This is a genomic window from Streptomyces sp. DG1A-41 (genome assembly GCF_037055355.1).
Taxonomy (GTDB): domain Bacteria; phylum Actinomycetota; class Actinomycetes; order Streptomycetales; family Streptomycetaceae; genus Streptomyces.
On the sequence record NZ_CP146350.1, the window covers coordinates 3,071,422 to 3,086,434 of the forward strand.

The window sequence follows — 15,013 nt, forward strand, 5'->3', positions numbered from 1 at the left end:
GCGTTTTTTCCGCCACGGCCGCGCTCCGATCCGCTCGCGACGGCCGTGCACGCCCCGTTCACTGTTTCTCCGCACTCTTGCCGCCGGCACCGCTCGCGGAGGCGCTGGGCGTCGGGTTGTACAGCTGCTCCTGCTGCTGTTGCTGCTTCTTCTCCTCGGCCTTCTGCTTCGCCAGCGTGGCCTGGAGGAAGGACCAGCCGATGCAGCCGGCGCAGAGTACGGCGGCGATCGCGATGCCCGCGAACATCTTGCCGAACCGCTCGTCCGCCGTCCGTCGCGCGCGCTGCGTGCCGAACAGCAGCGCGTCGCGCATCCGGCGCCGGCGCACCGCCACCGACTCCAGCAGCTGGCTGTCGTAGTCCCGTGCCATTCAGTCGTCCTGTGCCTTGTTGATGCGTGGTCAGTCGTCCGGGGCCAGGCCCAGGCGCTTCCGCATGACGGCGTACTTCCGCGTGAGCCGCCGGGCGGTGTGCTCGTCGAGTGCGGCGAGGCGGTGGGGGTCGGCGTTGTGCGCGAGGTCGGCGGCCTTGACCAGCCGGGCGCCCGGGGTGGCCAGGATCCGGTGTGCGTACGCCTCCGGCTCCTCGTCCGGCCGCCTGGTCATGGCCCGTACGACGTCCTTGGTCTGCTGCGTGAGGGCGGCGGCGTCGAGCCACTCCTCGCTGAGGACGCCGTCCTCCAGCGCGTCGTGCAGCCAGGCGGCGGCCACCAGCTCGTCGTTCCCTCCCCGGGCGCGCACGCCTTCGGCGACGGCCGACAGGTGTTCGGCGTACGGCCGACCGGCCTTGTCCGTCTGCCCGGCGTGCGCGGCGCGAGCGACGGCCTCGACGTCGGCGAGACTCATCTCCTGCGGCATGCGATCCCCCTAGCTTCGCTTCCGCAACATAAGACACGAACGCGCCACGCGAACAACCGGGGTGCGGCTCTCCCCCACGCGTCTTCACACACCGCCCGACAGCCCCGTCACGATCATGAAGAGCACCCACAGTGCGGGGAGGAGCGCGATGTACGCCCGGGGCCGTCGCCGCACGGGTACGCCGGGGTCGTAGCGCGGGCCGAGCGTGCCCGGCCCCGGCGCGGGGAGTTCCTTCACCTTGCGCACGGCCAGGACGTTGCGGACCAGCGTCAACGGCGCGAAGAGGAAGAGGGAGAGGGGGCTCCACCAGCCCCAGGCGAGCGTGTGGGTGGTCAGCGCGCGGTACACGGCCAGCCCACAGGTCATGCACATCGGACCGTCCGTCTTCCGGAACCCCATGAGGACGACGAGGCCGCGGTGCGCGCGGAACGCGACGTCTGCGGCGGGAGAACCTCCGCAGAACCTGCACATGGGGAAGGACGGATCCGGGGGCTCGGGGAGGTCCGGATGCGGGAGGCGGCGGTCCCGGCCGCTGTCGGACGAGGCGTCGGCCGGGGCAGAGGGCAGCGCGGGCTGCTCGGCGGGAGGGTCGGCGTACCAGGCGCGGAGGGAGTCGGCGACGGCGTCCAGGAGGCCGCTCTTGAGGGCCTTGTCGATGGTCCCGTCGCAGAACTTCTCCCCGCGCACCACGGCGGTGGCGGCCCGCACGGCGTCGGCGGGCCGCAGCCCGCCCTCCGGCCGGAGCGTGGGCATGGGGTTGTCCATCCAGCGGTGCTCGGGCGTGACGGCACCGACGCGGTGGAGGGCGTGGACGGCCCGGTGCACCCCCTCGCTGTACTTGGGGAACGGCACGTGGATGGCACCGCTCGGCGACTTCTGCCCACCGCCCCACTGCACGTCCCGGTCCTCGTCCGTGAGCGCGTCGAAGGCGTCGGCGAGTTCCCGCCACGCCTCGGCGTCGTCACGGTCGAGCTGGGCGAGGAGGCGCTGGTCGTCGGCCGGGGTGACGATGCGGGCGAGTTCCTCGACGGCGGCGGCGTCGGCGGCCTCGGTGACGGGTCCTACGCCGGGTTCGTGGCTGAGCAGGTGGAGGACGCCTAGTGGGGTGAGCCCGCGCTCACGAGCCTCACGGATCCGGCGGTACCACTCCGTCCCCGCGTGGTAGGCACTGCTGCTGCTCGCCCGCCGGTTGATCCACTCGACGTCGTCGGCGCCGGGCTCGACCCAGGCGTATCCGACCACCTCGCCGTCGGGGGCGGTGACGGAGATGTGGTGCACGGGGTCGGTCATGTTGTTGTTCTCGTGGGTCGGCCGGGGCTCAGCCACCGGGGGGCTGCTCTTTCAGCGCGGCAAGCGTCGGTGCCTCGGTGAGCGAGCCCGGAACCGCGTGGCTCCGCTCGCTGTCGTTCGCGCCGCGCGCCACTTCGGCGAGGAGAACGGTGGGGGCGAGCTGTCGGGCCTTGCCGGCGCGCAGAGCCCGCACCCACCTGCCACCGGCGTTGACGGCGTCGGCCGACAGCCCCGACGGCACGATCCGGCCGACCGCGTCGTCCTCTTCCCCGAAGCGCGAGTTGGTCGGCTCTTCGTTAGTCACCCTGGGCCAGGGCCTCGACGGCGGCGGCGTTCGGGGCGTCGGCGAGGGAACCGGGCAGGGGGCGGCTTCGGCCGCCGGGCTGGGGGTCGCCGTACAGCTCCACGAGTGTCTGAGTCGGGCGGAGGCCGCGCGCCTTTCCCTCCCGCAGGCGCATGATCCAGGGCATGCCTGCGTTCACCGCACGGGGGCCGCCCGCCTTGCGCGGTTCATAGGCTGCGGCGTCGTCCGCGTCAGCCCAGACGTACCCGAGGACCGAGCTGTTCTCCTTGTCCACCACGGTGAAGTACTGCACCGGGTTCTCGGTCCAGTCCTGGTACCGCGCCGGTCCGCCCGGCTTCTCCCTGAACTGCAGGTCTTCTTCGAAGCGCGAGTTCATCGGCTGTCCGTTACTCACTCTGTGCCAATACCCACTCTGTGCCAAGGCCTCGACGGCAGCGGAGTTCGGGGCGGCGGTGAGGGAATTCGGCACGGGACGGCCGCTGCCGCCCGGTTCCGGGTCGGCCAGGAATTTAGCGAGGGCCTCGGACGGACGGAGTCCCCGCTTCTTGGCATCGCGCAGCCGATGGATCCAGGAAATGCCCGCGTTGACCCCTCGGCCCCCAGCGCCTTGCCGTGGTTCATAAGCGGCGGCGTCGCCCTCATCGCTTGCCCATACGTAGCCGAGGACTGCCCCTCCTTGCTTGTCCACGACGGTGAAATACTGCACTGACTTGTCCGTCCGGTCTTGGTATCGCGGCGGACCACCTGGCTCTTCCTCAAACCACATGTCTTCAGCAAAGCGTGGGTTGATCGGTCGTTCACTGCTCATGAGTTTCCTACTCACCTTGAGCCAGCGCCTTGACCACATCAGCGTTCGGGGCGTCGGTGAGAGAACCCGGCAGTACCCGCCCTCGGTTTCCCTCCGGGTTGGACAGCATCTCCGAGAGAGCCACCGACGGGGAGAGGCCCCGCTCCTTGGCTTCCTGGAGCCTGGCGTGCCAGTGACCGCCCTCGGCGAGAGCCCGGCCGCCAGCGGCCTGGCTCGGTGCCCATGCAGCGGCGTCGTCCTCGTCACCCGCCCACACGTACCCGAGGACCCCGCCGCCCTCCTTGTCGACCACCGTCAGGTACCGCACCGGTTTGTCCGTCCGGGTCCGGTACTTCGGTGGCCCCTGCGCCACTAGATCGAAGTGCACATCCTCGGCGAAGCGCGGATTGATCGGTCGCTCACTGCTCATGAAGTCCACAATCCCTTAACTCTGCCTGATCCTCAATGCGACTACTGCTTCGGCCTCGGCAGCACTTCTCCGTAAACATGCCACTTGCCGTGCGCCTCGTCGAAGAACACGCGCGTCACCTTGTACTCGGAGCCCTTTGCCAGGAGCAACTCGCGTTCTCCTGGATAGTCGGAAAGGTGGTCGATCCACAGGGCGGGAGTGTCCTTCGGAACCCGTAGGTGCATCCACACCGGATTCTCATCGAACGGAGGCGGCGGCGTCTTCCCGAGTGCGGTGGAGGTGAACGCCTTGTCGTCGAAGGTCCCACCGAGCATGTCGAGCGGTGAGTCGATCGGGAGGCCGTCGACCTTGATGTGACCGACCCCTGTACCACGCACCACCATGATGTCCTCCGGCACTGGACGGGTGCCCATGACCTTGTCCATCTCGGAGATGGTGTACTTGAGTGAGTCGTCCACTTCGTCGCCGAAGCGCAAGTGGGAGTTGATCTGTGTGTACGCATCGCCGCTGTACGTCTTCAGCGCCTGCTGCGACTCCGCAGGCAGGTCGTCCAGGAAGTCGTTCCAGTAAGCATTTCCGTACGCCAGCCCCGCTTTGTTGCTCACACTGGGGGCGGGGTTCGTGCCGCGCGCCAGTTCCGCCTCGGCCACCGCGTGCTTCTCGGCGTCGCTGAGCGCGTCGAACTGCGCGGCCGACATAGTCGGCTTGTACTCGAACGGCTCGCCTGCCCCGCTGTGCCCCGACGTGTCTGCGCCCTGGTGGCCCGGAGCGACTGGGGCGTCGGTGCCGTGGTGTGCGGCGGCATCCGCCGCATCGTGTCCGGTGTCCCCATGGTCGCCGGCGTGCGCCGCGTCGTCCGCGTGGCCGGCACCGTGCGAGGCGTCGTCCCCGTGCCCGGCGCCGTGCGAGGCGTCGTCGGCATGACCGGTGCCGGGAGCCTCGGGGCCCGTACCGTGACCGCCGGTGCCGGGGACGTCGTGGCCGCCCGGGTGGGGCGTGGTCGGGACGTCGTTCGCCGGGCTCGTGGCCTGGTGGTACCACGGCGTCGGTGAACCAGGGTGAGCACCGCTGCCGGGAACGTCGGAGCCACCCGTGTGCGGCGCCGGCGGGACGTCGTGCACCGGGTTGGCGCCAGTGGTCTGGCTGTACCAGGGAGTCCCCGTCCCGGGGTGACCGCCCGTGTGCGGTGTGGTGGTCGGGGTCGTGTCGTACGACGAGGGCTGAGGTGCCTGGTCGTACGCCGACGGGGCCGGTGCGTGGTCGTAGGTGCCCGGCGACGGCGCGTGGCCGTACGGGGACGCGGACGGCGTGTGGCCGTACGGCGAGCCGGTCGGCGTGTGGTCGTACGTGGACGGCGCGGGCGTCGGGTCGAAGGCGCCGCCCGGGGTGTGGGTCGGGGCCGTGGGGGGCGAATGGTAGTGGCCGGCTTGGGCCGCGTTGTCCACGGTGTGCGCGGCCGCGTCGGTGCTCGCGTGGGCGCCCGCGTACGACGGTGTCTGGGCGCCCTGCGTCGTCCAGTGGGCCGGAAGCGTGGGGGTGGTGCCGTGCGGAACCGTCGGGGTGTTTCCGTGCGGGACCGTCGGGCTGGTGCCGTGGGGAACCGGTGTCGTGTCGATCGTGCCGTTGGGCGCGACGAGGTTGCCGTTCGAGGCCAGCTGGTGGCCGTCGGGGAGGTGGACCGAGCCGTCGGGGAGCGTGGGGATGTCGATGGTGCCGACACCCTTCAACCCCTTGGTGATGTCGCCGATCTTCGACAGGCCGGCGCCCGCGCCCTTGGCGATGTAGGTCATCGGGTCGATGACCCGGCCGGCCTTGCCCGCCACCGACAGCGCCTTGGCGACCGCGCCGGCCTTGCCCGCACCCGCCGCCGCACCACCCGCGCCGCCGGTGAAGACCGTGGTCAGCACGTTGAAGGTGACCGCACCCGCGGCGCGGGCGGGGTTCTTGCCCCACTCGTCCCACGCCACCAGCGCCTTGCCCGTCTCCTTCATCGCCGTACGCGAATCACGCAGCCAGGAGGGCAGCTCCTTGTCCGACGCCGTCCAGAAATATGCGTTCGCCCCGGGGATCGCGGTGATCACCAGGCCGGTCGCGAGCTGAGCCAGGCCCTTCCAGGCCTGGCCCATCGCGTCCCAGCCGCCGAAGCCCACCAGGGTGCCCAGGCCCTTGATCGTGCCCCACACACCGTCGACGATCAGCCCGTCCCACACGAAGGACTTCACCCAGTGGCCGACCTCGTACCACTTGTGCTTCTCCTCCACCGGGTCACCCCAGGGAAGTTTGGCGTCCTTCATGTCGTCGGCGTTGAAGCCGTACTGGTTCTTCTTCTCCGAACCGTCCCCGGCCACCATCTGCGTCCCGCCCCACAGAGCGGTGATCTTGTTGTGGCAGGTCCGCTCCGCCGCCCAGAACGCCGCCACCGTCGCGGTGATGTCATCACGCAGCCGGTTGTGCTCGTCGACCTTGTCCTCGTCGTACTCCCACTCGTCATCGTCCTTCACGGAGTCGACGAAGGTCTGCGCCTTGGCCTTCAGCTCCTTCAACTTCGTGACGAGCGGCTTGACCTCGATGGCGTACGACGACAGCGCACCCGAGACCGTCTCCAGGTCGGTGGCGAAGTGGTCGGCCTTCTCCTTCACCGGCTTCGTCGTGGCGAACAACTGCTCCGCCTCCGGAGCCTGGTAATACGCCGACAACCCCTGAAACCTGGAGTGGATGTCACCACCGGCATCCCGGACATGACCGGCATCCTTCTTCAGGTCCGCGTAGTCGGTCTCCAACTGCTCCAGGTTCCCGGTGAACTCGGGGATCTTCTCCGGCTGGATCACCGCTTACCGACTCCCGGCAGATCCACCGGCGGCGCCTTCAGCGTGTTGCGCTGCGCCTCCGCCGCCATCTCCTCATCACCGTTCAGATACGCCGTCGTCGCATCCACCGCACCCTGCAACGACTTGCCCGCCCGCGCCGCGACGAACTTCAAGTCCTTCGTCGCATGCTCCGCGTACTGCGACAACGCAAGAGCGACCAGGCCACCTTGGGCCTTCTCTCCGCCCTCACCGCCACCCTCGGCCGAGATCGTGCCCGCATGGGTCGCCGCCGACGTCAGATGCTCACCGAACGCCGTCGCATACTTCTCCAGCTTCGACGCCGCATCACCCGTCGTCTTCAGCACATGCGAAATACCCTGCGGCTTCAAATCCCAGCCGGGCACCGAAAACCCCCGTCATACACAACTACCGACCACTACAAAAAAACAGACACCCAGCGGCAGATTCAGCCGATGTTGTCCACTGCCGCCTTCGCCCGCTGAATCGTCGACTGCGCCGTACCGTCGTTCTTCTCCAGCGTCGTCTTCAGCAGATGAATGATGTTCTTCACCTCTTGCGAGGCGTTGTTCCACCGCTGTTCCTTGCCGTGATACTCATCCGCCACACCATCCGCCGTGAAGTCGGCCATCGCCGCCTTCACCTGCTTGTCACGCTCGGTGATCAGCGACTCCAGACGGCCGATCACCCCCTGAATGTTCGACTGCGCATCCGTCGACGCACCCGTGTCATACGACCGGCGATCCGAACCCGCACCCGCCATCACACACCACTCCCCGAGAAACCAAGCAGACAGAAAGAAACCAACAAGGCCGGAGCGTCGACGCCCCGGCAAACGTCACTCAGCGGAAGCGAGCGGCGTCGAAGTTCGCCGCCGACATCTGCTGACGCGCGTTGTCACCCTGCTCCTGGTCACCCGAGGAGAACGCCGAGTCCATACCCGACTGACCACCCAGGATCGCCGACAGCGACGAGTTCAGATCCGACGCGATCCGGTCCGCCCGAGCCTTGAACTGGTCGAACATCACACGACCCGAACCGTTGAACTTGCCCTCCAGCGGCTGCGCCGCCGCCACCAACTGCCGGACCAGACCACCCAGGTCATCCGTCGAACCACGCGTGTCACGCTGCAACGTCGACAGCGTCTGCGCACCCATGTCGAACTTCATCGCGCTAACTCGCCTCCCCCGTCGTGGGCCATCGCGGAGACCGCTTCCGGCCGTCCTCAAGTCTCGTCAATAATCTCTATCAACACGGCAGTTGCCTGTGCAATCGAGGTCCCAGGCACTCACAGAAGCACCACAAATCCGAGAGTACCTCGACACCAGCGGTCCCAACCGGCTGCGGTCCCGACGGCCTTGAGGCATGTGGTGGGGATGGTGACTGCGTCGGCCGGAAGGGTGAGGGGTGCGCCTGCCTGACAGACAGTCAACGGCACGTGGTTCTCCCGTGCGCCGCCCGGAAGCCCTGTCGGCCCAAAGCACGCGGCGGACCAACCGAGAGAGGGGCGGCCAGGCGTCAGACGCCGGTGCCAGCGGCTGGGTCGGCACCAAGCCCAGACAGTCGGGGGAACCCTGCCGACCGGCAGCCACTCCGACTGCACCTGGGTCAGGGCCAGGGCCGCAGCGTGTGGACTGCCAGGAAAACGCAGAGCGTCAGCTGCACCGCCCCGATAACTCGGTGCCCGATCCGCAGCAGCACGACGGCCGTTACGCCGACCACCAGGGCCAGAGCGCCGAATCCCAGCAATGGCGCCCAGTCCAGGGGCGGCACGCTGGTCGCTGTCTGTCCGGAGTTGGTGTCCATCCGGCCCAGTCCCTGTACGGCGAGCACGATAACGACCAACAGCCCGGCCGCCACGTCCGCCGCATCCCTCACACGCACCTCGACGAGCTCCATTGCACGCTCCCCGATGTCACGATCGGGAGTCCAGCCGGCCCAACTTGCGCCGTATCTCCTCAGGAGCCATGGAGAGCGACAGAGGAGGGCTGATCACACGTGGAGCGCAGCCCCTGGACTCACAGCTGATCCGTAAGGTCCGGTCCGCGGCCGCCCATCACGACCGGCTCATCGACTCCGTAGCCCACAGCCCTACCGAAGTTCGTCGGCTCACCAGGCTCAGCAGGAACTCCCAGCAGGGCTTCCAGCAGGGCTTCCAATTCCCTCAGCGCAGAGGCGAGCCGTGGGGCATTCTGCCGGTGCACTTCCGGATGCGGCACGCCGCGGAAGTCGAACGGACCCCAGACGTCATGGAAGACAGAGACCTCGGCAGACAGACCGAGGCGTTCCGGGGAAACTGTCAATTCCACAAGTCGGTGTTCACGGCGCGGTGTACCGTTTGCATCCAGCCACACGCCTGTCCCCGCCACGAGAACGTCACCCTCAACAGCTTCCGGAAATCCGACAGGACGCATCCCCTGCATGCGCTGGAGAACCTGTTCGTCATCGATCGGGCCGGTGAGCTGCAAACGCGTCACCGCAGGGGCTCCACCTGTCCCAGGAATGAACCACGGCCATTCCACGTGGTGCGGCTCCAGCAGGTCATGCTTTCGCAAGACGGCAGTCATTTTCGCGGCTGTGACCAGCGCTGATCGCAGCCCAGACGGTGCATAGTCCTCCAGATCCCAGAACCAAGAGGCGTATTCACGCGGCGCACGCATGGGCATGGACATGGGCTATTCCTTAGAGATATGTCGGGCCGTTGTCTGGCACAGTGAGCCTTTTCAGCGTGACCACCGATCAGGTGACGGCTTCGGCGCCCCTGGCAATAGGCACTCGCCGAGGAGACAGTCAGTTGAAAGCGTCAGTCATGCAGTCCACCCAGCAGTCGGCGGCATCAAAGCGCTGGCGGAGGGCGGCAGCTGCCTCTTCGCGCTCCACGAAGTGCCCGTAGTGCTGGCACGCCACCCTGGTCACGTCCCCGACCGTGACGATGGCCGGTTCGCCGCGTGCGGCCCGGCGGCGTGCTTCGGCGATCGCCATGTCCGCAGAACGCAGCAGGCTTCTGGCACGGTCCCGGATCACGGCCGCCTGGGCCCGTTTCACCGAGAGGGGGCGCAGGACACGTCCCTGCCAGACGAAGCCGGCGGCGACAAGTACGAGACCGAGCGCTACGAACAGGAGTCCGCCGGGGTCGTGAGGCATCTATCCAGTCTTCACCACTCGCGTGGTGATCGTCATGCCCGCGCCGGCGTGACGCTGCCGATTTTCGGAGCGACTTGGTGTCAGTGCCCCTTTCAGCACGGCCACCGATCGGGTGGCGCCGCCGGGATGCGCAACGCACGAGGCTCCCGTGCCGTTGGGGGAGGTGTTCGAAGTCTCAACCCACAGGCACAGGAGCCGCGTTGGTTCCCTATTCTGCCGCACTCGACCTGCCCCACGCCCTGGTCGAGTGGGTCACCATGCTCATCGTCACCCGCGAGGGTGACCGACGATGCAAACTCCCGCGGCACCAGCGTGCGCTCGTCGCCCTGACGTACTTGCGTAAGCACGACACGCTTGCCCAGATCGCCGTCGGCTTCGGTATCTCGGTGGGCACCGCTCACGCTTACACCACCTCGGTGATCAGCCTGCTCGCTGACCGTGCACCGGGCCTGCTCAAGGTGGTGCGCGAGACCGATCCCGACTACGTCCTGCTCGACGGCACTCTCTCGGAGTGCGACCGCCTGGGCGACGGCCGGGCCGACTACTCTGCCACGCACCGCCGACATGGTGTGAACGTGTAGTTGGTGACCGATCCGGATGGCCGGCTGCTGTGGATCTCGCCCGCATTGCCCGGCCGCGCGCACGACCTGACCGCGGCCCGCACCCACCAGATCATCCGGATCTGCGAACGCCAGGGCGTCCCGGTCCTCGCCGACCGCGCCTACATGGGAGCTGGCCCGTGGGTGACAACGCCCCTCAGACGCCCGCCGGGCCGTGACCTCACGCCAACCCAGCAAACCGTCAACCGAGCGCTGTCCGCGGCACGGGCACCGGTCGAGCGCGGCGTCGCACGAGAAGCACCACACAGTCATGACCGAGCCATGGGTCGGGCGGTCCGTACGTCAGCGGGCGGACGCGGCCGTCGGGCCCTCTCGGCAGATCAGCAGCAGGGCCCGGTCGTCGTTGACATCCTTGGCCACCGCCTCGATGAGGTGCCAGGCGGCGCCGTGGAAGCCGCCGGCCACGTAACGGTCGGCCTCGCCGGTGAGGCGGTCGATGCCCTCGACGATGTCGCGGTCGGAGGTCTCCACCAGGCCGTCCGTGAACAGCATCAGCACGTCGCCCGGGCGGAGCGAGCCCTTCACGGGGTCGAACTGGGCACCGTCGTACACGCCGAGGAGTGGGCCTTCCGCCGCCTTCTCCTCCCAGCGGCCGGTGCCCGCGCTGAGCTGGAGGCCCGGCGGGTGGCCGGCGGAGTAGAGCTCGTAGTCGCCGGAGTCCAGGTCGAGGACCAGGTGGATGGAGGTGGCGAAGCCCTCGTCCCAGTCCTGGCGGAGCAGGTAGCCGTTCGCGGCCGGGAGGAAGGCGTGCGGCGGGAGGGAGCCCAGGAGGCCGCCGAACGCGCCGGACAGGAGCAGCGCGCGGGAGCCCGCGTCCATGCCCTTGCCCGAGACGTCGGTGAGGACGACCTCGAGCGTACGGCCGCCGTTGGTGCGCGCCGCCACCACGAAGTCGCCCGAGAAGGACTGGCCGCCCGCCGGGCGCAGCGCCATCTCCCGGTGCCAGCCGTCCGGCAGGCCGGGCAGCTTGCTCTGCACCCGGATGCGTTCACGCAGGTCGAACAGCATCGTGCCGCCGCGCCGCCAGGGCACACCGACCCGGCTGCGGAACTGGGCCAGCAGCAGGCCGAAGAAACCGCAGGCCGCGACCACGAGCACCACGCCCGGGGTGACCCTGGACGGGCCCTCCGTGTAGGGGCCCAGTTGCACCGACTCCACGATCAGGGCCGTGGCCGCCGCCGCGTAGAGACCGAGCAGGCTCGCCGGGCGCAGCAGCAGGCCGCCCACGACGACCGGCAGGACCAGCGCGGCCGGCGAGAACCACACCGAGTTCGCCAGCGTCGCCGCCGCGATCAGCGGGACGGTCAGGAGCAGACCGGCCAGGGCGATCCAGTCCGAGCCGTCACCGCGGAAGTAGTCCACGGCGGCTCGGCGCACGCCGACGCGGACCCGGTGCCACTGCTTCTTCAACCGGGCCGTGAACGTCTCGGCTTCCGCGCGCCGCTCTCGTCCTGCTGCCATTAGTTCGGGACCCTATCCATCGGACCGGCCGCTTGGCACGGGAGGTCCTACTTGTCCCCCGTCCGAGGGCCGACTTCACAGTGAACCTACGGTGCGCAGCCCGCCGCCGCCCCGGAGAAATTCCCTCGCTCGTCCCGGGTCGCCCTGGTAGGCATGGGCCATGGCGACTGACGCGACTGGCTCCGCAGCGACCCTTCGGGTGCTTCGGCAGGAGGACTGGGACACGTGGTTCGGCACCCTCGTCCGCGGCTTCGGCGGGGTGCCGGAGTCCGCCGAGAAGCAGGAGCTGTGGAAGTCGCTGACCGAGTGCGACCGTTCACTCGGTGTCTGGGACGGGGACGACTGTGTGGGGACGGCCGCGGCGTTCCGCTTCCGGCTCACCGTGCCCGGTGGGGCCTCGGTGCCGGCCGCGGGCGTCACGATGGTGAGCGTGGCCGCCACGCACCGTCGGCGCGGCGTCCTGACGTCGATGATGCGGCGGCAGTTGGACGACGTCCGCGCCTGGGGTGAGCCGCTGGCCGTGCTCACGGCCTCCGAGCCGGCGATCTACGGCCGGTTCGGATACGGCACGGCCACCTTCCAGTTGAACGCCGAGATCGACACGAACCGCGTGCGGCTGTCGTCGCTGCCGGCGGGTACGGATGATGTGCGCCTGCGGTACGCCGTTCCCACCGAGGTCGTCGATGTGTGCGAGGCGGTGTACGCGCGGCTGGTGCCGTCGCGGCCGGGGATGCTGGCGCGGCAGCCCGGCTGGGAGCGGCTCGGGGTGCTCGACGCGGAGAGGGGGCGGGACGGGGCGTCGCCGCTTCAGTGTGTCCTCGCCGAGCGGGACGGGGAGACGGTCGGGTACGCGCGGTACCGCGTCAAGCCGAGTTGGGAGCCCACCGGGCCCAACGGCACGGTGATTCTGGAGAACTCGGCCGCGCTGGACCCGGCGGCGGACGCGGCGATGCTGCGGTTCCTGTTCGGCATCGACCTGACGTCGACGCTGGTGATGTGGGGGCGGCCGGTCGACGACGCGTGGCAGCACATGGTGTCCGACATACGGCGGTGTCAGCCGCGGTTGTGGGATTCGCTGTACGTACGGCCGGTGGAGGTCGGGGCGGCGTTGGAGGCGCGGACGTATCAGACGCCGGTCGATGTGGTGTTCGAGGTGGAGGACGCGTTCTGTCCCTGGAACGCCGGGCGTTGGAGGCTCAGCGGGGATGCGAAGGGGGCGTCCTGCGAGCGTACGGCGGATGCGGCGGATGTCGCGTTGTCCGTACGGGAGTTGGGGGCGGCGTATCTCGGTGGGGTGAGCCTCCGGGCGTTGGAGGCTGCGGGACGGGTGCGGGAGTTGCGGCGGGGGGCGTTGGAAGAGGCCTCGGCGGGGTTCGGGAGCGCTGTGGCGGCCCCGTGGTTGCCGCACGGTTTCTGAGGGCGGGGCTGTTTTTCAGGGGCGTTGGCAGCTCGGGCACCAGAAGAGGTTGCGGGCGGCGAGATCGGCGGTGCGGATCTCGCCGCCACAGATGTGGCAGGGCTGGTTGGCCCTGCGGTAGACGTACACCTCGCCGCCGTGGTCGTCCACGCGGGGTGGGCGGCCCATCGCCTCCGGGGTGTGTTCCGGTCGGACCGTGTCGATGCGGTTGTTGCGGACGCCCTCGTGCATGAGCTCGACCAGGTCGGTCCAGATCGCGTGCCACTCGGACGGGGTGATGTCCTTGCCGGGGCGGTACGGGTCGATGCGGTGCCGGAAGAGGACCTCCGCGCGGTAGACGTTTCCCACGCCGGCGATGACCTTCTGGTCCATGAGGAGGGCGGCGATGGTCGTACGGCTGCGGGAGATGCGGCGGTACGCGGTGTCCGGGTCGGCGTCGTCGCGGAGGGGGTCGGGGCCGAGGCGGTCGTGTATCGCCTGCTTCTCCGGGGGTGTGATGAGGGCGCAGGTGGTGGGGCCTCGGAGGTCTACGTAGGTGGTGCTGTTCGCGAGGCGGAGGCGGACGGTGTCGGTGGGTGGGGGTGCGGGCGCCGGGCCGAAGGTGACCTTGCCGAAGAGGCCGAGGTGGATGTGGATCCAGTCGGTGGCGTGGAAGCCGAGGAAAAGGTGTTTTCCGTGGGCTTCCGTACGGGTGAGTTCCGTGCCGGTGAGGAGGGCGGCGGCGTCGCTGAACTTGCCCTGGGGGCTGGTTGCCCGGGGGGTCGTGCCGAGGAAGGCCGTGGCGTAGTCGAGCGCCAGTCGGTGGATGGTGTGACCTTCCGGCACGGGTTCTCCTGTGATCGTCGCCTTTGCCCACCCGCCCGCCCGACTTGGTCGGTCGAGAGGCTGACCTCGTCCCGGGGCTCCGCCCCGGACCCTGTGGGGAGCTTTCCCATCCACCCGAAGCACTTCGTCGAAAGGCCGGAGTCGAAAAGCCTCGGGGCTCAGCCCCTACCCCCACGTCGGGCTCGAACACCGGCCCCGTCCGGTTCCGCCCCTGGCCCCACATGAGGCCGGATGCCGGGCCCCACGTCGGTTCAGACCCTGAGCCGCGCACCGGGATCGGATGCTGGAGCCACGGCTGTGGCCGGGCCCCAGCACTCGAAGGACGCCCCAACCTCGGGCCCCTCCCCCCGGGTGGGCTTACGGCTGGGGGTGGTGGGGCGGGATGGGAGGCAGGTCGCCTGTCGACTCGTACGTGGCGAGCATGTCGATTCGGCGGATGTGGCGTTCGTCACCGGAGAACGGCGTGTTGAGGAACGTCTCGACGAAGGCCGTCGCCTCGTCCTGCGAGTGCATGCGCGCGCCCACGGCGACGACGTTGGCGTTGTTGTGCTGGCGGCCGAGTGCCGCCGTCTCCTCGCTCCAGGCGAGGGCCGCGCGGACGCCCTTGACCTTGTTCGCGGCGATCTGCTCGCCGTTGCCGGAGCCGCCGATGACGATGCCGAGGGCGTCGGGGTCCGCGGCCGTCCGCTCCGCCGCGCGGAGGCAGAAGGGCGGGTAGTCGTCCTGGGCGTCGTAGATGTGCGGGCCGCAGTCGACGGGGTCGTGACCCGCCGCCTTCAGCCACTCGACGAGGTGGTTCTTGAGTTCGTAGCCCGCATGGTCCGAGCCGAGGTACACGCGCATGGGACGAGTGTGACACGGGTGTTTCGGGGAAGGTGCGCCGGGTGGCGCTCATGAAAACTTGACGCGAGTGTGAGCCAGGTTATGGAAGCTCAGGAAAACCTCAAGTAACAATCTGGATTCAAAGGTTCTCCTATTCGTTCGCCTCCGATTCACTGGACCGGCTCGTACACCGCTCGTATGAGCCCCTGTACGCCGTCTTGCCGCGACACAC

General features: G+C 69.0%; 17 protein-coding genes and 1 pseudogene. 2 read left to right on the forward strand and 16 right to left on the reverse strand.

The window, feature by feature from the left end:
- Window positions 1-58: 58 nt before the first annotated feature.
- From V8690_RS14255 to V8690_RS14315, 13 genes are all read right to left on the reverse strand, one after another.
- Window positions 59-370 (reverse strand): hypothetical protein, encoded by a 312-nt coding sequence (locus V8690_RS14255; RefSeq protein WP_338778955.1) that lies wholly within the window; start codon window positions 368-370, stop codon window positions 59-61.
- Between the two features lie 30 nt (window positions 371-400).
- Window positions 401-856, reverse strand: coding sequence for a phosphohydrolase (locus V8690_RS14260; protein WP_338778957.1), 456 nt, complete (start codon window positions 854-856; stop codon window positions 401-403).
- Between the two features lie 84 nt (window positions 857-940).
- On the reverse strand, window positions 941-2,182 hold the full coding sequence (locus tag V8690_RS14265) for a DUF6508 domain-containing protein (protein ID WP_338778959.1): 1,242 nt from the start codon (window positions 2,180-2,182) through the stop codon (window positions 941-943).
- Window positions 2,175-2,450 (reverse strand): hypothetical protein, encoded by a 276-nt coding sequence (locus V8690_RS14270; RefSeq protein WP_338778961.1) that lies wholly within the window; start codon window positions 2,448-2,450, stop codon window positions 2,175-2,177. The genes V8690_RS14265 and V8690_RS14270 overlap by 8 nt, the downstream gene beginning before the upstream one ends.
- Complete coding sequence (locus tag V8690_RS14275) at window positions 2,443-3,258, reverse strand: hypothetical protein (RefSeq protein WP_338778963.1); 816 nt, start codon at window positions 3,256-3,258, stop codon at window positions 2,443-2,445. Before V8690_RS14275 ends, V8690_RS14270 begins: the two co-directional genes overlap by 8 nt.
- 7 nt (window positions 3,259-3,265) lie before the next feature.
- The gene (locus V8690_RS14280; protein ID WP_338778965.1) at window positions 3,266-3,667 is read right to left on the reverse strand and encodes a hypothetical protein; all 402 of its coding nucleotides are present in this window, start codon (window positions 3,665-3,667) and stop codon (window positions 3,266-3,268) included.
- 41 nt (window positions 3,668-3,708) lie between these two features.
- Entirely contained in the window at window positions 3,709-6,495 is a 2,787-nt protein-coding gene (locus V8690_RS14285) for an ADP-ribosyltransferase (protein WP_338778966.1), read from the reverse strand.
- Window positions 6,492-6,839: a DUF6507 family protein gene (locus tag V8690_RS14290; RefSeq protein WP_078945600.1), complete on the reverse strand. Its 348-nt coding sequence runs from the start codon at window positions 6,837-6,839 to the stop codon at window positions 6,492-6,494. Before V8690_RS14290 ends, V8690_RS14285 begins: the two co-directional genes overlap by 4 nt.
- A 101-nt stretch (window positions 6,840-6,940) precedes the next feature.
- Window positions 6,941-7,255: a pore-forming ESAT-6 family protein gene (locus V8690_RS14295; protein WP_059422560.1), complete on the reverse strand. Its 315-nt coding sequence runs from the start codon at window positions 7,253-7,255 to the stop codon at window positions 6,941-6,943.
- Between the two features lie 79 nt (window positions 7,256-7,334).
- The gene (locus V8690_RS14300) at window positions 7,335-7,661 is read right to left on the reverse strand and encodes a hypothetical protein (RefSeq protein WP_010046599.1); all 327 of its coding nucleotides are present in this window, start codon (window positions 7,659-7,661) and stop codon (window positions 7,335-7,337) included.
- A gap of 439 nt (window positions 7,662-8,100) precedes the next feature.
- Complete coding sequence (locus V8690_RS14305) at window positions 8,101-8,391, reverse strand: inner-membrane translocator (RefSeq protein WP_338778973.1); 291 nt, start codon at window positions 8,389-8,391, stop codon at window positions 8,101-8,103.
- A 119-nt stretch (window positions 8,392-8,510) separates the two neighbouring features.
- Complete coding sequence (locus V8690_RS14310) at window positions 8,511-9,164, reverse strand: hypothetical protein (RefSeq protein WP_338778975.1); 654 nt, start codon at window positions 9,162-9,164, stop codon at window positions 8,511-8,513.
- A gap of 118 nt (window positions 9,165-9,282) precedes the next feature.
- Window positions 9,283-9,636, reverse strand: a complete 354-nt coding sequence (locus V8690_RS14315; protein ID WP_338778976.1) for a hypothetical protein — start codon at window positions 9,634-9,636, stop codon at window positions 9,283-9,285.
- Between the two features lie 200 nt (window positions 9,637-9,836).
- Between V8690_RS14315 and V8690_RS14320 the strand changes: the two are divergent.
- Window positions 9,837-10,490 (forward strand): annotated as a pseudogene (locus V8690_RS14320) (transposase family protein); the annotation flags it as partial.
- Between the two features lie 48 nt (window positions 10,491-10,538).
- Here the strand turns inward: V8690_RS14320 and V8690_RS14325 are convergent.
- The gene (locus tag V8690_RS14325) at window positions 10,539-11,717 is read right to left on the reverse strand and encodes a PP2C family protein-serine/threonine phosphatase (RefSeq protein ID WP_338778978.1); all 1,179 of its coding nucleotides are present in this window, start codon (window positions 11,715-11,717) and stop codon (window positions 10,539-10,541) included.
- 160 nt (window positions 11,718-11,877) lie between these two features.
- Here V8690_RS14325 and V8690_RS14330 point away from each other — a divergent pair, with 160 nt between their 5' ends.
- Entirely contained in the window at window positions 11,878-13,134 is a 1,257-nt protein-coding gene (locus tag V8690_RS14330) for a GNAT family N-acetyltransferase (RefSeq protein ID WP_338778979.1), read from the forward strand.
- A 15-nt stretch (window positions 13,135-13,149) separates the two neighbouring features.
- Here V8690_RS14330 and V8690_RS14335 read toward each other — a convergent pair whose 3' ends face one another.
- Both V8690_RS14335 and V8690_RS14340 read right to left on the reverse strand, forming a co-directional pair.
- The gene (locus V8690_RS14335) at window positions 13,150-13,959 is read right to left on the reverse strand and encodes a DNA-formamidopyrimidine glycosylase family protein (RefSeq protein ID WP_338778980.1); all 810 of its coding nucleotides are present in this window, start codon (window positions 13,957-13,959) and stop codon (window positions 13,150-13,152) included.
- Window positions 13,960-14,316: 357 nt separating this feature from the next.
- Complete coding sequence (locus V8690_RS14340) at window positions 14,317-14,802, reverse strand: ribose-5-phosphate isomerase (RefSeq protein WP_338778981.1); 486 nt, start codon at window positions 14,800-14,802, stop codon at window positions 14,317-14,319.
- Between the last annotated feature and the right edge of the window lie 211 nt (window positions 14,803-15,013).